Source organism: Streptomyces sp. NPDC101191 (genome assembly GCF_044767915.1).
Lineage (GTDB): Bacteria > Actinomycetota > Actinomycetes > Streptomycetales > Streptomycetaceae > Streptomyces.
Map to the genome: position 1 here is coordinate 240,738 of NZ_JBIWOU010000011.1, position 21,146 is coordinate 261,883.

General features: G+C 75.3%; 7 protein-coding genes and 1 pseudogene. 6 read left to right on the forward strand and 2 right to left on the reverse strand.

Annotated elements, in window-relative coordinates; genetic code table 11:
• The first annotated feature begins 73 nt into the window (after nucleotides 1–73).
• Nucleotides 74–319: an acyl carrier protein gene (locus tag ACIRQF_RS33830; protein WP_404098266.1), complete on the forward strand. Its 246-nt coding sequence runs from the start codon at nucleotides 74–76 to the stop codon at nucleotides 317–319.
• A gap of 38 nt (nucleotides 320–357) precedes the next feature.
• Here the strand turns inward: ACIRQF_RS33830 and ACIRQF_RS33835 are convergent, their stop codons facing one another.
• Nucleotides 358–1,314: an ACP S-malonyltransferase gene (locus ACIRQF_RS33835; RefSeq protein ID WP_389752502.1), complete on the reverse strand. Its 957-nt coding sequence runs from the start codon at nucleotides 1,312–1,314 to the stop codon at nucleotides 358–360.
• Between the two features lie 253 nt (nucleotides 1,315–1,567).
• Here ACIRQF_RS33835 and ACIRQF_RS33840 point away from each other — a divergent pair, with 253 nt between their 5' ends.
• From ACIRQF_RS33840 to thiO, 5 genes and pseudogenes are all read left to right on the forward strand, one after another.
• A complete protein-coding gene (locus tag ACIRQF_RS33840; RefSeq protein WP_404098269.1) occupies nucleotides 1,568–3,172 on the forward strand; it encodes an AMP-binding protein in 1,605 nt (534 codons plus the stop codon).
• A gap of 350 nt (nucleotides 3,173–3,522) precedes the next feature.
• Nucleotides 3,523–14,661 (forward strand): annotated as a pseudogene (locus ACIRQF_RS33845) (type I polyketide synthase); the annotation flags it as partial.
• A gap of 50 nt (nucleotides 14,662–14,711) precedes the next feature.
• Nucleotides 14,712–15,302 (forward strand): FcoT family thioesterase, encoded by a 591-nt coding sequence (locus tag ACIRQF_RS33850; protein ID WP_382484704.1) that lies wholly within the window; start codon nucleotides 14,712–14,714, stop codon nucleotides 15,300–15,302.
• 67 nt (nucleotides 15,303–15,369) lie between these two features.
• Entirely contained in the window at nucleotides 15,370–17,667 is a 2,298-nt protein-coding gene (locus tag ACIRQF_RS33855; RefSeq protein ID WP_404098273.1) for a type I polyketide synthase, read from the forward strand.
• 90 nt (nucleotides 17,668–17,757) lie between these two features.
• Complete coding sequence (gene thiO / locus ACIRQF_RS33860) at nucleotides 17,758–18,885, forward strand: glycine oxidase ThiO (protein WP_404098276.1); 1,128 nt, start codon at nucleotides 17,758–17,760, stop codon at nucleotides 18,883–18,885.
• A 67-nt stretch (nucleotides 18,886–18,952) separates the two neighbouring features.
• On the opposite strand, the gene ACIRQF_RS33865 is transcribed toward thiO, so the two are convergent.
• The coding region (locus tag ACIRQF_RS33865) for an acyltransferase domain-containing protein (RefSeq protein WP_404098280.1) at nucleotides 18,953–21,146 on the reverse strand (2,194 nt) is incomplete at its 5' end.

Here is a 21,146-nt window from a genome sequence, read left to right on the forward strand (position 1 = left end):
GGTTAGGGGTTGTTGCCGGGTCGGGGGCGCCCGTAGGTTGGCGCCGAATTCGCCGAGGGGGAAGGGCCCGACCATGTGGGATTCCGAGTTCGAGCAACTGCTGCGCCGCCACACCCCGTTCATGGGCGCCGACGAGCCGCTCACCGAGGACCTGCCCCTGAGGGACCTGGGCCTCGACTCCATGGCGACCGTCGAACTGCTCGCCGAGCTCGAGGCCGCCTACGGGGTGCGCTTCAGCAACGACGCCATGAGCATGGAGCGCTTCGCCACCCCCGGACAGCTGTGGCGGACCCTCACCGAGGTGCGGACCGCGGCATGAGCCGCGCGCCGGCGGATCCACCGCCGGCGACCGCCCGCTCATCCGGTGCCCGCCGGCAGCCGGCGGGGCTGCGGCACCAGGGCGCGCCGGGGAGTCAGCGTGGTCACCGTGAAGTTGTCGGTGCTGGCGCGGACCCGGCCCCACAGACTGTCCTGGCCGGCGACGACCAGCTCGGTCACCCCGCGGGCCCGCAGCGCCTCCACGACGCCCGGCCAGCGCACCGGCGCCACGATGCCGTCCAGCACCATGTCCCGTACCTGCCGGGCCGTTCGGACCTCCGTGCCGTCGTGGTCGTCGACCAGCGGCAGCACCGGGTCGGTGAACTCCAGCCGCGAGAACACCTCGCGGTCCACCTCCTCGCGCAGTGGGGCGAAGGACGGCGAGTGCATGGGCGGACGCATCGTGGCGAGCGGCAGACCGCCGCGCGCCCGCATCTGCTCCACCAGCCACGGCAGCCGCGCCTCGCGCACCGAGACGATCACGAAGTCCGTGTCGACGTAGCAGGCCACGTCGTGCCACTCGTCCGCCGCCCGCAGCTGCGCGAGCACCGCCTCCAGTTCCGCCTCAGGAAACCGGGCGCAGGACTGCGAGACCGTGTCGGTGTGGTGCTCGGCGAAGTACCCGTCCACACAGGCGCTCCAGCCCGCGGTCATCCGTACCGCGTCGGCCAGGCCGACCGCGCCCGCGTACACCACGGCAGCCATCCCGCCGAAGCTCGGCCCGACGACGACGTCCGGCCGCAGCCCTGAGCGCAGTTCGGCGTCCCGGGCCAGCGCCAGACAGCTCACCAGGAAGGCCACCCGCGAACTCTCCGTGAACCGCCCGTCGTCGGCCTTGTACCGGTCCAGCAGGTGGTAGCCGAGCGTGTCGCTCGCCTCGGCGACCAGCGCGCGGGCCGACCTGCCGAGCATCAGGAACTTCGCGAGGTCGGCATAGGGCGTGGCGCTGATCCCGGGGAAGACCATCGCCGTACCCGTCGCTCTTCCGTTGTCCACGCGCCCTCCAGAGTGGCCGATCAACGGCGTGCGGGCGCCTCGTTCAGCCGTTCGCACGCCTCGTCGTGCCGAGTTTCCTGACGCCCGCAAGCGCACAGAACCCCTAGCGTCCCCTAAGCCCCGGGAGGCCGCTGCGAAGCAGTCCCGAAGGCGCTGCCGGCAGGCCCCGGACTCATTAGATTCGGCGCCCGGAAGGTGCCGCGGAACTCCCCGCGGGGCACCGCCGACCCCCTCTTCTCCGACAGGAGCACCCGTGACGCCGCAGCCCCCGCCCTCGGTCCGCTTCGCCTGTGCCACCGACGAGAACGACAACCTGCGCGGCTATCTTCTGGCCGCGGCCGCCACCACCCCCGACGCGCCCGCCCTGGTGGAACGCGCCCCCGGCGGAGGCCTGCGCACCTTCACCTACGCGCAACTGGAAGGCCTCGTCGACGAGTACGTCGCCGCCCTGGACCGGCTGGGACTGGACGTCGGCGAGCGCGTCGTCGTCCAGTCCCACCACTGCTCGTCGGCCGTCGCCGTGCTGCTGGCCTGCGCGACGCTCGGGCTGCCCTTCGTCCCCGTGGCGCCCGACATGCCCGACGAGCGCCTCGCCCTGATCGTCGACAGCGCCCGGCCCGCCCTCTTCCTGCAGTTCGGCGACGGCACGCGCGACACCCTGCCCGACACCGTAGGCACCGGCCGCTTCGGGGACGAGGGCCTGCGCATCGAGCGGGCCCCGCGCACCGGACCGCGCATCCGGGGAGGAGTGACACCCACCGACCCCGTCTACATCATCTTCACCTCCGGTACCACCGGCCGTCCCAAGGGCGTGGTGATGACCCACCGCGGAGTCCTGGCCTTCCTGCGCGGTGTGCGGCGGCTCGGCTTCGTCGCCCCCGGCGACCGGGTCGCCACCACGTCGCCGCTGCAGTTCGACTTCTCCCTCGTCGACACCGGCATGGCGCTGGGCTGCGGCGCCACCATCGTCCCCGTACCACGGGACGAACTCGGCTGGCCCCGCCGCTTCCTGGACTTCCTCGCGGAGGCCGAGGTCGGCCAGGTGCACGGCGTCCCCTCCATCTGGCGGCCCGTGCTGCGCACCGCACCGGCCGAACTGGGCGCGATGAGCTCCCTGCGCCGGATCGTCTACTCCGGCGAGGAGTTCCCGCTGCCGGAGATGCGCCGTCTGTCCGAGCTGCTGCCGCGGGCGCAGATCGTCAACGGCTACGGCGCCACCGAGTCGATGGCCGCCTCGCTCACCGCCGTACCCACGCCCCTCCCCGCCACCCTGGAGCGGCCGTCCATCGGCTGGGCGCACCCGGGCGCGGAGATGGCCCTGGTCGGCGCGGACGGCCGGGCGGTCACCGAACCCGGACGCACCGGCGAGATCTACCTGCGCAGCCCCGCCCTGTTCAGCGGCTACTGGAACGACCCCGAGGCCACCGCCGCCGCGCTCGTCCCCGACCCCTTCGACCCCGCCTCCGGCCAGATCGTCTTCCGCACCGGCGACCTCGCGTACCGCGGCCAGGAGGGCGAGCTGTACTTCTGCGGCCGCGTCGACTCGCAGGTGCAGGTGCGCGGCAACCGGGTGGAGCTCGGTGAGATCGAGCGCCGCCTGCAACAGCACGAGGGCGTCGCCTCGGCCGTGGTCGTCCTCGACGAACGGGGCGACACGGAGCCGGTGTTGAGCGCCTTCCTGGTACGCGAGGACGGCGCGCCCGGCCAGGGTGCGACGGCGGCCACGGTCCGCGCCTTCTGCGCGGCGGCCCTGCCGGCCTACATGCTCCCGCAGAGCGTCCACTTCGTCGGCGACATCCCGCTCACCAGCAACGGCAAGGCCGACCGGCGCGCCCTGCTGGCCGGCGTCCCCCGCTGAACACCTGCCGGCCCAGGGCCCCCATGGCCTCCAGCGCCCCATGGCCTCCAGGGCCCCAGGGCCCCCAGTGCCCCGAGGGCTTGCGGGGCCTCTTGGGCCTCCGGGGAATCCCGGCTCTCGGGGCGCCGGGCCGGTCACCGGGGCCCACCTCGTGGACGTGCGTGCGGCACCGGTCCCCGACCCGACCCGATCCGACCCGACCCGACCCGACCCGATCCGAGCGGGAGACACCCCTAGGGGGAGTCCTCCCAATCGCAGGGGTGGGGCGGATTCCCGCCGAAAGCTACCGTCGAGCCGCGAGACGCACCCGCTCTTCCCGTCGGAACCCGAGGTGTCGAGGTGACAGCACAGTGAACCCCGCCGATGACGCCGGCTCCCCCGTGGAGCGCGGTGCCACCACTCCGCAGCCGACCGCCCCGACGAGCGCGGAACTGACCCGGCTGTTGCGCGAGCAGCTGCACGAGATCCGGCTCCGCACCGACCCGGAGGCGGAGGGCGAGATCGACCCCGAGCGCCCGTTCCGCGACCTCGGGCTCGACTCGCTCGGCCTGGTCGAGCTGCACGCCCGGCTGGTCGCCCGGACGGGACTCGACCTGCCCGTCACGGTCGGCTTCGAGTACCCGCGGCCCGCCCTGCTCGTGCGCTACCTGCGGGCCCGTCTGCTCGGCACCCCGGACGAGGCGCCCGAGCCGGAGCCGCACCGGGCCCGCGACGACGAACCGATCGCGATCGTCGGCATCGGCTGCCGCTACCCCGGCGGGATCGGCTCGCCCGACGACCTGTGGCGGGTGGTGGCCGGCGGCGAACACGTCGTCGGCGACTTCCCCGAGGACCGCGGCTGGGACCTCGACACCCTCTTCGACCCCGACCCGGACGCGCCCCGCAGCAGCTACGTCCGCAAAGGCGGATTCCTGCCCGACGCGGGCGACTTCGACGCGGAGTTCTTCGGCATCGGGCCGAAGGAGGCCGTCGCCATGGACCCGCAGCAGCGTCTCGTCCTGGAGACCGCGTGGGAGGCGCTGGAGCACGCCCGCATCGACCCGACGACGCTGCGCGGCAGCCGCTCCGGCGTGTTCGTCGGCGTCGAACCGCACGAGTACGGCCCCCGCACCCACGAGGCCCCCGACGGTGTCGACGCCCACCTGCTCCTCGGCAACCTGCCCAGCGTCGTCTCCGGGCGCGTCGCCTACACCCTGGGCCTGGAAGGCCCGACCCTCACGGTCGACACCGCCTGCTCGGGATCCCTCACCGCCCTGCACCTCGCCGTGCAGGCGCTGCGCCGCGGCGAGTGCGGCCTGGCCCTGGCGGGCGGCGTCGCCGTCATCTCCAGCCCCGGCACGTTCACCACCTTCAGCAGACAGCGCGGCCTGGCCGCCGACGGCCGCTGCAAGGCCTTCGCCGCCGAGGCCGACGGCACCGCCTTCGCCGAGGGCTCCGGCATGCTCGTCCTGGAACGGCTCGACGACGCCGTCAAGGCGGGCCACCCCGTCCTCGCCGTGGTGCGCGGCACCGCCATCAACCAGGACGGCGCCAGCAACGGCCTCACCGCCCCCAGCGGCCAGGCGCAGAAGAAGGTCATCCGGCAGGCCCTCGCCGACGCCGGGCTCACCGGCGACCAGGTCGACACCGTCGAGGCGCACGGCACCGGCACCCGGCTCGGCGACCCCATCGAGGCCCGCGCGATCCTCGACACCTACGGACGCGACCACTCGGCCGAGGAACCCCTGTGGCTGGGCTCCGTGAAGTCCAACATCGGGCACACCGGCGCGGCCGCGGGCGTCGCGGGCGTGATCAAGACGGCGATGGCGATGCGGCACGGCGTGCTGCCCGCCACCCTGCACGCCGAGAACCCGACCCCGCACGTGGACTGGTCGGCCGGCACCGTACGGCTCACCACGACGTCCCGGCCGTGGGAGCCGCGCGAGGACCGCCCGCGCCGGGCCGGCGTGTCCTCCTTCGGCGCCAGCGGCACCAACGCGCACGTCGTCCTGGAGGAGCCGCCCGCCCAGCCGGCCCCGCCTGCGCACCCGGCCCCGCCCGCGCACCCGGGCGCCCCGCGCCCCACCCCCCTGCTGCTCAGCGCCCGCGGCGAGGCGGCGCTGCGCGCCCAGGCCGCCCGCCTCGCCGAGCGGCTCACCGGGCCGCACGCGGAGGACACCGACCTCCGCGACGTCGCCTACTCCCTCGCCACCACCCGCGCCGCCCACGACCACCGGGCGGTGGTGCTCGCCGACGACGCCGACCAGGCCCGCGTACGGCTCGCCGCGCTCGCCGCGGGGGAGCGGCCCACCGGCCGCGTCGCCGACGGCTCCCTCGCCGTCCTCTTCACCGGCCAGGGCTCCCAGCGCCTGGGCATGGGCCGTCGGCTCCACGAGCGCCACCCGCTGTTCGCCCACCACTTCGACGTCGTCGCCGACCACCTGGACCTGCTCCTCGACCGGCCGCTCGCCGACGTCGTGTTCGCGGCCGAGGGCACACCGGAGGCGGCACTCCTCGACACCACCGAGTACGCCCAGCCCGCCCTGTTCGCCCTGGAGGTCGCGCTCTACCGACTCGTCGAATCGTGGGGACTGCGCCCCGACTTCGTCGCCGGCCACTCCATCGGCGAACTGGCCGCCGCCCACGTCGCGGGAACGCTCTCGCTGCCCGACGCCGCGATGCTGGCCGTCGCGCGCGGCCGGCTGATGCAGGAACTCCCGGCCGGCGGAGCCATGAGCGCCGTGGCCGCGAGCGAGGACGAGGTGCTGCCGCTGCTCGGCGACACCGTGTCCGTCGCCGCCGTCAACGGACCGACGTCCGTCGTCGTCTCCGGCGCCGAGGACGAAGTGGACCGCATCGAACGCCACTTCACCGACCGGGGCCGCCGCACCCGGCGACTGCGCGTCTCGCACGCCTTCCACTCGCCCCTGATGGAGCCGATGCTCGACGAGTTCCGGCGCGTCGCCGAGGCGATGACCCACGCCGAGCCCGGCATCCCGCTCGTCTCCACCCTGACCGGCGCGCCGGCCGCCCCGGACGCCGACCACTGGGTACGGCACATCCGCGGCACCGTGCGCTTCGCCGACGCCGTGCGCCACCTCCACGACGCCGGCGCGACCACCTTCCTGGAGATCGGCCCCGACGCCGTCCTGACCGCGCTGACCCCCGGCTGCCTGCCCGACACCGCGGACGACGTCGCCGCCCTGGCCACCCTGCGCGCCGGACGCGACGAGGAGAGCGACCTGCTCGACGCGGTCGGCGCGGCCTGGGTGCGCGGCGCGACCGTCAGCGGCGCCGCCCTGTTCCCCGGCGCCCGGGCCGTCCCCCTGCCCACCTACGCCTTCCAGCGGCGCCGTTACTGGCTGGACCTCCCGACCACGCCCGACGTCGCCGGGGCCGGACTCACGCCGCTGCACCACCCGCTGCTCACCGCCGAGATCTCCCTCGCCGACGGCGACGGCACCCTGCTGACGGGCCTCCTCCCGGCACGCACCCAGCCGTGGCTGCGCGACCACGTCATCGCCGGGGACCGCATCCTGCCCAGCACCGGCTGGCTGGAGCTGGTGCTGCGGGCCGGACTCGCCGTCGACTGCCCGCGGGTCGACGAACTCCTCGTCCAGGCCCCGCTGACGCTGTCCGATGACGCGTCCGTACCGGTGCAGGTCCGGGTCGCCGCACCCGGCCCCGACGGGCGGCGCGAGGTCCGGGTCTCGTGCCTGGACCCCGCCGCCGGGAGCTGGGTGACCCATGCCCGCGCCACCGTCTCGGCCGGTCCGGGCGCGCCCGCGGCGAACGGCGCATCCGCGGCGAACGGCGCGCCCGCGGCGAACGGCGCGTCCGCGGCGAACGGCGCGTCCGCCGGGCCGCGTGTGCCGGACGGCACCTCCGAGGACTGGCCGCCGCCCGGTGCGGAACCCCTCGACCTCGACGCCTTCTACGCCGACCGCGCCGAGGCGGGTTACGGCTTCGGCCCGGCCTTCCGCAATCTGCGGGCCGCGTGGCGGCTGGGCGACCAGGTCCTCGCGGAGGTGGCGCTCGACGAGACCACGCGGGCCGGGGCCGAGCGGTTCCTCGTGCACCCCGCCCTGCTGGACTCGGCCTTCCACGCCGCCGACTTCCTGCCCGCCCCCGACGCGGGCGGCACCCGCATCCCCTTCTCCCTCGACGGCGTCACCGTCCACGCCCCCGGAGCCACCTCGCTGCGCGTCCGGCTGGAGCGCGCCTCCGGCGGCCTGCACGCCGAGCTGACCGACGCCGCCGGCGACCCCGTCGCCACGGTCGAGACCGTCGTGGAACGCCCGCTGGGCGCCGCCCGCCCCCAGCGCCCGCTCTACGAGGTGCGCTGGGAGCGGATCGCCGCCGGTACGGGCACGCCCCGGCTGGCGCTGCTCGGCTCCCCGGCCGTGCTCCTGCCCGGCGAGCCCCACACCGATCTCGCCGCGCTGCGGGCGGCCCTCGCCGAGGGGGCCGAGGCGCCCGACGCCGCCGTGGTGTTCGTCGGCACCGGTGAGGACGCCACCCCGACGGCCGCGCGCGCCGCCACCCTCGACGTGCTCGCCCTGCTGCAGGAGGCGCTCGACGCCGACCTGGGCCCGCTCCGGCTGGCCTTCGTCACCCAGAACGCCGTCGCCGCCGGCGCCGGCTCCGTGCGCGGACTGGCCGCCGCCCCCGTGTGGGGCCTGGTCCGCGCGGCCCAGGCCGAACACCCCGGACGGTTCCTCCTCCTGGACACCGAACCCGGCGCCGAACCGGCGCAGTTGCTCGCCGCGCTCGCCGCCGCACTCGATCCCGACCGGGGCGAGGACCAGCTGGCCGTCCGCGACGGGGAACCGCACGCGGCCCGGCTTACCCGCCTGGCCGATGCCGATGCCGATGCCGATGCCGACGCCGACGCCGATACCGCCGCCGCCGCCGCCGCCGACGCCGCCGCTGACGCTGACGCCGATACCGCCGCCGACGCCGCCGACGCCGCCGCCGCACCCTGGACCGACGGCACGGTGCTGATCACCGGCGGCACCGGCGGCCTCGGCCGCCGCGTGGCCCGCCACCTGGTCGCCCGGCACGGCGTCCGCTCCCTGATCCTGACCAGCCGCTCCGGCGAACGCGCCCCCGGCGCCGCCGAGTTCGCCGAGGAACTGCGTACGGCCGGAGCGGCCGTACGCGTCGAGGCCTGCGACGTCGGCGACCGCGAGGCCGTGGCCCGGCTGCTCGCCGGCATCGACCCGGGCCGGCCGCTGACCGGCGTCGTGCACACGGCCGGCGTCGTCGCCGACGGCGCCGTCACCACCCTCGGCGCCGCACAGGTGGACAGCGTCTTCGCGGCCAAGGTCGACGGCGCCTGGCACCTGCACGAACTCACCCGCGACTCCGACCTGGGCGCCTTCGTCCTGTTCTCCTCGGCCGCCGCCACCATGGACGCGGCCGGCCAGGCCAACTACGCGGCCGCCAACGCCTTCCTCGACCGGCTGGCCGAACACCGCCGGACCCTCGGCCTGCCCGCCACCTCCCTGGCCTGGGCCCTGTGGGACGGCGACGAGGGCATGGGCGGCCGCCTCGACGAGGTCACCCTGCGCCGCTCCCGGCGCTCCGGCGTGACCCCGCTCACCGCCGAGCAGAGCCTCGCCCTGTTCGACGACGCGCTCACCCGCGACGTGCCGGTGGTGCTGCCGGTCCAGCTCGACCTGCCCGCCCTGCGGGCCCGCACCGGCCCCCTGCCGTCCGTGCTCGGCACGCTCCTCCCGCGCCGTCCGCGTACGGCGGCCCGGGCGGCCGGCTCCGCGGACGGTGAACTCGCCCGCCGCCTCGCCGCCCTCACCGAGCGGGACCGCCGCCCCCTCGTCCTGGACCTGGTCACCCGGCACGCGGCCGCCGTCCTCGGACACGAGCACGGCGGCGCGATCGACCCCCGTCGTCCCTTCAGCGAGGTCGGCTTCGACTCGCTCGGCGCCATCGAACTGCGCAACGCCCTAGGCGCGTCCACCGGACTGCGCCTGCCGTCCTCCCTGATCTTCGACTACCCGACCCCGGCGGCCCTGGCCGACCACGTGCTCGCCCTGCTGGCCCCGACGGGCACCGAGGAGACCGCCGAGGAGACGTCCGCACCGCTCGACGACGACCCGATCGCCGTCGTCGGCATGGCCTGCCGCTACCCCGGCGGCGTGTCCACCCCCGAGGAGCTGTGGCAGCTCGTCGCCCACGGCGTCGACGGCATCTCGCCGTTCCCCGTCAACCGCGGCTGGAACACGGCCGACCTGTACGACCCCGAGGTCGGCCGCACCGGCAGGACCTACGTCCGGGAGGGCGGCTTCCTCCACGACGCCGCCGACTTCGACGCCGACTTCTTCGGCATCAGCCCCCGCGAGGCCGTCGCCGTCGACCCGCAGCAGCGGCTGCTCCTGGAGACCTCCTGGGAGGCCGTGGAGCGCGCCGGCATCGACCCCGGCAGCCTGCACGGAAGCCGCACCGGTGTCTTCGCCGGCGTCATGTACCACGACTGGGCCAGCCGGCTGCGGGACGTCCCCGACGACCTCGCCCCCTACCTGACCAACGGCAGCTCCGCCAGCGTCGCCTCCGGCCGGGTCTCCTACGTCCTCGGCCTCGAAGGGCCCGCCGTCTCCGTCGACACCGCCTGCTCCTCCTCCCTGGTCGCCCTGCACTGGGCGATACAGGCGCTGCGCCGCGGCGAGTGCACCCTCGCCCTGGCCGGCGGCGTCACCGTGATGGCGACCCCCGAGACCTTCACCGACTTCAGCCTCCAGCGCGGCCTCGCCGTCGACGGGCGCTGCAAGTCCTTCGCCGACGCCGCCGACGGCACCGGCTGGGGTGAGGGCGCGGGCATGCTCCTCCTGGAGCGCCTCTCCGACGCCCGCCGCAACAACCACCCGGTGCTGGCCGTCGTCCGCGGCTCCGCCGTCAACCAGGACGGCGCCTCCAACGGCCTCACCGCCCCCAACGGACCCTCCCAGCAGCGGGTCATCCAGCAGGCCCTGGCCGCCGCCGGACTCCGCCCCGCCGACGTCGACGCCGTCGAGGGCCACGGCACCGGCACCCGGCTCGGCGACCCCATCGAAGCCCAGGCGCTGCTCGCCACCTACGGCCAGGACCGCCCCGGCGACCCCCTCTACCTCGGCTCGATCAAGTCCAACATCGGGCACGCCCAGGCGGCCGCGGGCGTCGCCGGCGTCATGAAGATGATCCTCGCCATGCGCGCCGGCGTCTTGCCCGCCACCCTGCACGTCGACACCCCGTCGACCCAGGTCGACTGGACCGCCGGCAGCGTCGAACTGCTCACCACCTCCCGAAGCTGGCCGCGGGTCGGGCGCCCCCGCCGCGCCGCCGTGTCGTCCTTCGGCGTCAGCGGCACCAACGCCCACGTGATCCTGGAGGCCGCGGAGCCGCCGCCCGCACCGGCCACCGCCGACACCCCGGCCGCACCGGTCTGCTGGCCGCTGTCCGGACACAGCGAGCAGGCACTGCGCGACCAGGCCGCCCGGCTGCACGCCGCACTCGACGGCGACCCGGCCGTCGTGACGGGCGCGGTCGCCCGCAAACTCGCCCTCGGCCGCAACGCCCAGCCCCACCGTGCCGTCGCCGTCGGCACCACACCCGCCGAACTCCTCGCCGGAATAGCGGAGATCGCGGCCGGCCGGGCCGCCGTGACCGGCCGCAGCCGGACCGGACGGGTCGGCTGGCTGTTCACCGGCCAGGGCTCCCAGTGGGCCGGCATGGGCCGCGGGCTGCACGCCCACTGCCCGCCCTTCCGCGAGGCGTTCGACGCCGCCTGCGCCGCCCTCGACCGGCACCTCGAATCCCCGCTGCGCGACGTCCTGTGGGACACCGGCGGCAGCGGCGACCTGGACCGTACGGCATGGACGCAGCCCGCCCTGTTCGCCGTCCAGGCCGGCCTCGCCGGCGCGCTGCGGCACTGGGGGCTGCGCCCCGACGCCGTACTCGGGCACTCCGTCGGCGCCCTGGCCGCCGCCCACGTCGCCGGCGTCCTGGACCTCGACGCGGCGGCCCGCCTGGTCACGGCACGGGGGCGCCTCATGCAGGCACTGCCCGGCGGCGCCATGCTCGCCCTCAACACCACCGAGGAGCACGCCGCACGGCTGACGAAGGACCTCGGTCTGGACCTCGCCGCGGTCAACACGCCCACCTCCGTGGTCGTCTCCGGCCCCGGACCGGCCGTCCGCCAGGCCGCCGAACGGGCCGCCGAGGACGGCGTACGGCACAAGCGGCTCACCGTCTCCCACGCCTTCCACTCCCGGATGATGGAGCCGATGCTCGCCGACTTCGCCCAGGTGGCAGCGAGCGTCGACTACCGCGAACCCGAACTCACCGTCGTCTCCGACGTCACCGGCCGCCCGGCCGGCCCCGGCGAACTCACCGACCCCGCGTACTGGGTCGAGCACGTCCGGCGCGCCGTCCGCTTCGCCGACGGCGTCACCGCCCTCCACGACAGCGGCGTCACCCGTTTCGTCGAGATCGGCCCCGACGCCACCCTGACCGCACTGGCCCGCGAGACGCTCGCCGACGCCGAGGGCACGGCCTTCGTGCACCTGCAGCGTGCCGGCCGCGACGAGGCCGGCGAACTGGCCACCGGCCTCGCGCGCGCCTTCACCGCCGGGATCGAGCCCGACTGGGCCGCCGTCCTCGCCGACGCGCCCGACGACCCCGAACTCGTCCTGCCCACCTACGCCTTCCAGCGCCGCCGCTTCTGGATCGACGCCGGCACCGCGGCCCACGACGTCACCGGCGCCGGCCTGGACGCCCTCACCCACCCGCTGCTCACCGCCGCAGTGCCCGACCCCGGCACCGGCCGGACCGTCCTCACCGGCCGCCTCGGCGCCGGACAGCACCCCTGGCTCGCCGACCACGCCGTCCACGGCGTCACCCTCCTGCCCGGCACCGGTTTCGTCGAACTCGCCCTCGCCGCAGGCGAGGAGACGGGCGCGCCGACGGTCGAGGAACTGACCCTGGAAGCCCCGCTGATCGTGCCCGCCGACGGATCGGTCACCGTCCACGTCGTCGTCGGCGAACCCGACGCCGCGGGCTCCCGGACCGTGACCGTCCACTCCCGACCCGACGGGCGGACGACCTGGACCCGGCACGCCGGCGGCACCCTCGCCGCGGCGCCCGAGACCCCGGACGCGGCTCCGGCCGCCTGGCCGCCGCCGGGCGCCACGGCCCTCGACGTCACCGACGCCTACGCCCGCCTCGCCGCACAGGGCTACCACTACGGCCCGCTCTTCCAGGGCCTGCGCGCCGCCTGGTCCGACGGGGAGGACCTGTACGCCGAGGTGGCACTGCCGGAGGCCGCTGCCGACGCCGGACGCCACCGCCTCCACCCCGCCCTCCTCGACGCGGCCCTGCACGTCGAATCACTGGGCGACCGGCGGACCGGCGAGACCCTGATCCCCTTCGCCTGGGAAGGCGTCCACGTCCGCCGCCCCGGCAGCGCCGCGGTCCGCGCCCACCTCCACCGCCCCACCGGCGCCGAACACAGCTCGCTGCGCCTCTACGACACCGACGGCGCGCCCGTCGCCACCGTGCGGTCCGTACGCGGCCGCCCGGTCAGCGAACAGCAGCTCGCCGAGGCCCGGCGCAGCCCGCTGTACCGCGTGGACCACACGCGCCTGGACCTCCCCGCCGACGGCGGCGGATGGGCCGTGGTCGGCCCGCCCGAGGCCGGCTTCGGACTCGCCGTCCCCGCCACCCCCGACATCGCCTCGCTCACGGACGCCCCCGGCCCCCCGCCCGCACTGCTGCTGCTCGGCTGCCCGACGGACGACACCGACCTGCCGGAGTCCCTCCACGCCGTCACCGCCCGCGTGCTGGAGGAGGTCCAGCGGTTCCTCGCCGCGCCCTCCCTCACCGGCAGCCGACTGGTCGTCGTGACCGGCGGCCTCGCGGCCGGCCCCGTCGCCGGCCTGGTGCGCGCCGCCGAGGCCGAACACCCCGGACGTCTCGGCCTGATCGACGTCGACACCGACCCCGCCTCGTACGCCGCCGTGCCCGCGGCCGCCGCCTCCGGCGCGTTCGAGGTGCGCGTCCGCGGCGGCCGGTGCTCCGTGCCCCGGCTGGCCCCGGTGACCGACCCCGCGCCGGACCCGAAGCCGTTCGACCCCGAGGGCACGGTCCTGGTCACGGGTGGGACGGGTGGTCTCGGTGCGATGCTCGCCCGCCATCTCGTCACCCGGCACGGCGTCCGACACCTGCTCCTCGCCAGCCGCCGCGGCCCCGCAGCCGACGGAGCCGACAGCCTCACCACCGACCTCCAAGCCCTCGGCGCCACCGTCCGCATCGCCGCCGCCGACCTCGCGGACCGCGACACCACCGCCCACCTCCTCGACACCATCACCCCCGAACACCCCCTCACCGCCGTCTTCCACCTCGCCGGCACCCTCGACGACGCCCTCCTCACCGACCTCACCCCCGACCGCACCCACCCCGTCCTCCACGCCAAGGCCGACGCCGCCTGGCACCTCCACGACCTCACCCGCCACCACCCCCTCACCCACTTCGTCCTCTACTCATCCGCCAGCGGACTCGTGTCCGGAGCGGGCCAGGCCAACTACGCCGCGGCCAACACCTTCCTCGACGCGCTCGCCGCCCACCGGCAGGAGGCCGGGCTGCCCGGCCAGTCCCTCGCCTGGGGTCTGTGGGCGGAGGCGGACGGCATGGGCGGCGCCCTGTCCGCCGCCGATCTCATCCGACTCGAGCTCGCCGGCAGCGCCGCCCTGCCCACCGACGAGGGCCTGGCCATGCTCGACGACGCGCTGGCCCGGCCCGACGCGCTGCTCGTCCCGCTCCGGCTCAACCTCGCCGCCCTGCGGGCCGGATACGACCGGCTGCCGGCCCTGCTCAAGGACCTCGTCGCGCCGCCGGCCCGCCCCGGCGACGGCGCGGGCAGCCCCGCCCCGGCCCCGGCCGACGAACCGATCGCCCGGCGGCTCGCCGCCGCCGACCCCGAGCGGCGGCCGACCCTCGTCCTGGACCTCGTACGGCAGCACGTCGCGCACGTCCGGCACGACGACCCGGCGGCCATCGACCCCGACACGCCGTTCACCGCCTTCGGCATGGACTCCCTCGCCGCGATCGAACTGCGCAACGGCCTCAGCGCGGCCATCGGGACCCGGCTGCCCGCCACCATGACCTTCGACTACCCGACCCCCGCCGACCTCGCCGGCTTCCTGCTCGACGAACTCGCCCCGGACATCGAGGCCCTGGCCGCCGAGCACGCCGACGACGCCCTGCGAGCCGTGATCTCCGCCATCCCGCTGTCGGCCCTCCGCACCGCCGGACTCCTCGACGCCCTCCTCGCCCTGGGCCCCGGGAACGCCGGCACCCCGGAGACCGGCACGCCCGGGACCGGTGCGTCCGAAGCCGGGACTCCGGACGCCGGTACACCCGACGCGTCCGCCGCGGAGACCCGCACCCCCGCCGCCGCGCTGCAGACCATGAGCGTCGAGGAACTGCTGCTCGCCGCACAGCGCAACCGCAGCAGCTGACCGGCCCGATCCCGCCCGACCCCTCACCGTACGAGCTGGAGAAACGAGTCATGACGACCCTCCTGCCGCGACCCGCGGAGCGCGCCGACGGCCCCACGGCCCGCCGCCTGCCCACCGACGAAGCCCTGCTCCACCGGGTGCTCACCCCCTACCGGGCCAAGCGGTGCGAGTACCTCAAGACCGCCGACGTGATCGTCGACGGCAACCCGAACGACGGCGGCCGGCTCGCGGCCGAGTGCACCTTCGAGATCCCCGAGTCGTGCTACATCGACGACACCGGGCACTTCAACTCGGTCGAGTTCAACATCTGCTACAACCAGATGGCCTACTACCTCATCGCCAAGTCCGTCCAGGACGCCCTCACCGAACCGTTCAACCAGTGGGGCATGGACGACTTCTGGCACCGCCAGCTCGGCGACATCCTCATCACCGACTTCTCCAGCTCCTTCCGCGTGCCCATGCGCGGCCGGTTCTTCCAGGGCTCCATGGAGATCCTCGACATCGTCGCCTGGGACGCCAACGACATCCGCGACGCCCTCGTCGTCGTCAAGACCGCCTGCCGCTACTACGACGAGCACGGCGGCGACTCCAAGGGCAACGTCACCGCGGCGATCACCAACCCGCCGCCCCTGCAGGGCTGATCCCGGGCACCGCTCCGGCCCCGACTCGCACGGCACCCCCGGGTCCCCCATGCCACGAAGGAAGCCCATGACCGTCCTGGAACCCCGCCCCGGCGACACCGTCCCCGGCGGCACCGCCGCCACCGGCCACCGGTGCGCGCACCCCGGGCACGGCACCGAGCCCGCCGACGCCGCCCCCACCGCCGCACCGCGGCCCTGGCCGCCCGCCGACAGCGAACCCGTCGACATCCCCGACCTCTACGAGCGGCTCACCGCCCGCGGCATGGACTACGGCCCCGCCTTCCGCCTGCTCCGCGCCGCCTGGCGCCACGGCACCGAGGTGTACGCCGAGGTCCCGCTCGACGCCCCGGCCCCGCCCGCCACCGGCCTCCTCATGCATCCGGCGCTGCTCGACGCCGCACTCCACGCGGCGAGCATCCCCTTCCTCGACCGGGACGACGACGCCACCTACCTGCCCTTCGCCTGGCGGGGCGTCCGCGTGCACCGCCCCGGCGCCACCGCCCTGCGCATCCGCATCACCCCCACCGAGGGCGACGACCTCGCCCTGACCGCCACCGACACCGACGACCGGCCGGTCCTGTGCGCCCGCTCCCTCCTGGTGCGCCCCGTCAGCCGCGAACAACTGCGCGGCAACGGCGCCTCCGGCGTCCTCCTGCGCCCCGAATGGCGGCCCCTCGCCGAGCTGCCCGCCCGCCCCGCGGCCGACGAGCCCTGGGCCTTCCTCGGCACCGACCACCTCGGCATCACCGGCGAACTCAAGGCCACCGGAAAGCCCTTCGAGTACTACAGCTCGCTGCCCACCATGGACACGGCACTGCGCCGCGGCGCCCCCGTGCCCTCCGTCGTCCTCGTCAGCTGCGCCGACGGCACGGACGACGCCGACGACGCACGCGCCGAGGCCCAGCGCTGCCTCGCCCTGGTCCAGGAATGGCTCACCGACGACCGGCTCGCCGACTCCCGCCTCGTCTTCGTCACCCAGCAGGCCCAGTCCTGCGAACCGGGCGAGAACATCACCAGCCTCGCCGCCTCCGTCGTCTGGGGACTCGTCCGCAGCAGCCAGGCCGAACAGCCGGGCCGCTTCGCACTCGTCGACATCGACGAGGCCGACGGCTCACGCCGCGCCCTCGTGTCCGCCGTCTCCGCCCTCACCGGCCCCGACGCCGTCCACCCCCAACTGGCCGTCCGCCACGGCAGTCTGCTGAGCCTCCGGCTGCAACGCTCCCGACCCGACGACACCGCCCGCCCGCGCCGTACCGCACGCTCCCACGGCACCGTCGTCCTGACCGGCGGCACCGGCGCCCTCGGCAGCGTCCTCGCCCGCCACCTCGTCGAGCGTCACCACGTCGAACGCCTGCTGCTGCTCAGCCGCTCCGGCCCGGACGCCCCCGCCGCCCGCCGCCTCGTCGCGGAGCTCGGCGCCCTCGGCGCCCACGCCACCGTCGCGGCCTGCGACGTCGCCGACGCCTCCGCGCTCACCCAGGTGCTCGCCGGCCTCCCCGCCGAGCACCCCGTCACCACCCTGATCCACGCCGCGGGCGTCACCGACGACGGCGCCGTCGGCACCCTGACGCCGCACCGCCTCGCCCGGGTCATGCGCCCCAAGGTCGACGCCGCGCTCGCCCTGCACCAGGTCTGCCAGACCCTTCCCGACACCTGCGAACTCGTCCTCTTCTCCTCGGTGAGCGGCATCGTCGGCGGCGCCGGCCAGGCCAACTACGCGGCCGCCAACACCTTCGTCGACGCCCTCGCCCAGCACCGCCGCTCCCACGGCCTGCACGCCGTCTCCCTCGCCTGGGGGCTGTGGGACGAAGCCGGCATGGGCGAGCAGCTCGCCGCCGCCGACCTCAAGCGCATGGAACGCGCGGGCATCTCCGCCCTGCGGGTGTCCGACGGACTCGCCCTCTTCGACGCCGCCCTCGGCCGCGACGACGCCGTCCTCGTCCCCGTCCAGCTCCACGAACCGGCCCTGCGCGACCACTCCCCGCAGATCCCCGACGTCTTCCGCGACCTGTGCCCGCCCCGGCGCCACGACCCAGCGCGCCCCACCCGGCAGACCACCCGGGCCGACGCCACCGAACTGCGCCGTACCCTCGCCGGGCTCCCCGAGGCCGACCGCACCGAGGCCCTCCAGCAGCTCATCCGCACCGAGGTCGCCGGCGTCCTCGCCCTCACCGGCCCCGACGCCGTCGAACCCGGCGCCGAGTTCTCCGCCATCGGCTTCGACTCACTGACCACCGTGGACCTCAACCGCCGCCTGGCCGCCCTGACGGGACTGCGGCTGCCCGCCACGCTCCTGTTCGACCACCGCACCCCGGCCGCCCTGGCCACCCACCTGCTGCGGCTCACCCAGACCCGGCAGGACTGACCGCTCCGCCCGGCGGAGCAGACCGAGTGCTCCGCCGCGCGGCGCTCAGGGTTCCACCCTCCGCGCCCCGCGCGGAGCGGAGGAGGACCCATGCGCGTCATCATCGTCGGCGGCGGCGTCATCGGACTGGCGACCGCCTGGCGCTGCGCCCAACGCGGGACCGACGTCACCGTCATCGACCCCGAGCCCGGCACCAAGGCGTCGGGCGTCGCCGCCGGACTGCTCCCGCCCTCCGGGGACATGCTCCTCGGCCGGCCCGAGTTCGCCCGGCTCGTCCTGCACTCCCGCGCCCTCTACCCCTCGTTCGCCACCGAGCTCGCCCGGGCCGCCGGAACCCCCGTCGGATACCTGCGCAACGGCATCCTCGACGTCGCCTACGACGCCCGGGCCGCCGAGGGCCTCGACCGGCTGCGGAAGATGGCCGACGACGCCGGCGTCCGCTACGAGATGCTCACCCCGGACGACTGCCGCCGCCTCGAACCCCACCTCGCCGGCGAGGCCCACGTAGGCATGCTGTCGCCCGACGACGGCTCCGTCGACCCCCGCTCCCTCACCCGCGCCCTCACCGCGGCAATCCGGCACGCGGGCGGCCGCCTCGTCCGCGAACGCGCCACGGAGCTCCTCCTCGACACCGGCACCCCCGCGGTCCGGCTCGGCGACGGCACCGTCCTGCACGCCGACCGGCTCGTCCTCGCCGCGGGCCCCTGGACCCACCTGCTCCCCGGCCTCCCCGAGGGACTGGTCCCCGAGATCAAGCCCTACAAGGGCCAGGTGATACGCCTGCGCGGCGACACACCCGTCCACCACACCGTCCGCTGCGGCTACGAGGACCGCGCCGTCTACATCGCACCGCGGGCCGACGGCGAACTCGCCGTCGGCGCCACGTACGAGGATGCCGGATACGACGAGCAGGTACGTGCGGAAGGCGTGGCGGACCTCCTGGAACGCGTACGCCGGGTGCTGCCGGCCGCGTCCCGCATGCACTTCGCCGGCGCCGCCGCGGCCCTCCGCCCGGGATCACCGGACGGTCAGCCGATCCTCGGCCCCACCTCCCGCGAGGACGTCCTGCTGGCCACCGGCCACCACCGCGTGGGCGTCCAGCTGACCCCGGCCACCGCCGAGGCGATGGCCGAGGCCGTCGTCACGGGCCGCCTCCCCGACATCGCCCGCCCCTTCGGTGCGGACAGGTTCGCGGACACCGCGCCCACGCCGGTCTGACGCCCCGGTCGCCGAACGAGAGGCCCGGCCCCCTAGGGAGGCCGGGCCTCGGCGTTTCCGGCCGGTGTCAGACGCCGGCCAGGGTGCCGGTGGCGTTCCGGGTCCAGCCCTCGTCGTCCGCGTCCCGGCTGTAGATCGTGATCGGTCGGCGACCGGAGTCGTCGGCCGGACCGGCCAGCAGGTGCAGCACCTTCTCCCGGTCGCCGGAGAGCGCCACCGGTACCTGGAACAGCAGCTCCTCCACCTCCTCGCAACCCGTCCGCAGGCCGGCGTGGAGCGCCAGCTCCAGGAGGGCCGTACCAGGCAGGAGCACCGTCCCCGCGATGGTGTGGTCCGCGAGCCAGGGGTGGGCGCTCGTGCTCAGCGTGGTGGTGAACAGGTGCGTACCGTCGGGCAGTTCGGTGGCCGTGGCCAGGAGCGGGTGCTCGGTGCCACTGAGGCCGAGGTGCCGGGCCGACGCCTGGGGCTGGGGGGCGAGCCAGAGGGGAGTGCGGGTGAAGGGGTACGTGGGCAGCAGGACGGGGGGTGCGCCGGTGGCCGGGGCGGTGACCCGGGCCAGGCCGCGGGAGGTGGTGGTACGGAGGGTGGCCAGCGCGCCGCTGAAGGCTTCCGCCTGGCCCGCGCGCGGGTTCTGGGTGGCGATGCAGGTGACGGTGTCGTCCGTGTCGTCGGCCAGGGTGGTGCGGGTGAGGTGGGTGAGGGTGGTGTCGGGTCCTATTTCGAGGTAGGTGGTGACGCCGAGTTCGGTGAGGGTGGTGATGCCCTGGTGGTAGTGGACGGCGGTGCGGGCTTGGGTGGCCCAGTGGGTCGGGTCGGTGAGCTGCTCGGTGGTGGCGATCTGCCCGGTGGTGTTGGTGACGATCGGGATGGTCGGGGCGTGGTGGGTGAGGCGTCGGGCGGCTTGCGTCAGCTGGGGGAGGAGCGGGTCGAGGTGGCGTGAGTGGAACGCGCCGGAGACGGTGAGGGTGCGGTGGGTGATGCCTGCGGCGTCCAGGTCCTGGGCGAGTGCGGCGAGGGCGTGACGGGTGCCGGCGAGGGTGGTGTGCCGGGGTGAGTTGTGCCCGGCGACGTCGATCTCGGCGTGGCGGTCGAGGATGTCGCGGAGTTGGTCGATTCCGGCGGTGGCGCTGAGCATGCCGGTGTCGGTGGGGAGTTGTTGCATGAGGTGGGCGCGGGTGGTGACGAGGGTGACGGCGTCGTCGAGTGACAGCGTGCCGGCGACGTGGGCGGCGGTGATCTCGCCGATGGAGTGGCCCATGAGGTAGTCGGGAGCCAGACCGCGCTCGGAGAGATATGCGAAGAGGGCGGTCTCGAAAGCGAAGAGTGCCGGCTGGGTGTACTGGGTGTGGTCCAGCAGGGCGGCCAGGTCCGTGTCCGGTTCGGCCCACATCACGTCGGTCAGCGGGTGGTCGAGGTGGGTGTCGAAGCGGCCGGCGATGTCGGCGAGGAGTTCCCCGAAGCGGGGGTGTGCGGCGGCGAGCGCGCGTCCCATGCCCGGGTACTGCGCTCCCTGACCGGTGAAGAGGACGGCCAGCTTGCCGCCCGTGGTGTGACCGGTGGTGAGGCCCGGGTGGGTTCGGCGGGCGGCCAGGGCGCCGGCCTGGGCGAGGAGTTCGTCGCGCTCGGTGGCGTGCAGGACGGCCCGGTGGGGGTGGTGCCGACGCCGGGCGAGGGCGTCGCCGATGGCACTCGCCGTGAGTGCGGGGTGGGCGGTGGCGTGGTCGGCGAGGCGCCCGGCCGCGCGGGCCAGCTCTTCCTCCGTCCGCGCCGAGAGGAACCAGGTGACGCCGTCGGACGCGGGCTCGGGCTCGGGGTGGTCGCCGGTGGGGTGGGTGAGCGCGGGCGGCTCTTCGATGATGACGTGGGCGTTGGTGCCGCTGATGCCGAAGGAGGAGACGGCGGCGCGGCGGGGGGCGCCGGTTTCGGGCCAGGGCCGGGTGTGCGTGATCAGTGTGAGAGGCGTGCTGTCCCAGTCGATGTGCGGCGTCGGGTCATCGGCGTGGAGGGTGGCGGGCAGCTGCCGGTGGTGCAGTGCCTGGATCATCTTGATGATGCCGCCGACACCGGCCGCGGCCTGCGTGTGACCGATGTTGCTCTTGAGGCTGCCGAGCCAGAGGGGCCGGTCGCTGGGGCGGTGGGAGCCGTACGCCTGGTGCAGCGCCTGTGCCTCGATGGGGTCGCCGAGGGTGGTGCCGGTGCCGTGGGCTTCGATGATGTCGATGTGGTCGGGGGTGAGGCGGGCGTTGGTGAGGGCTTGGTGG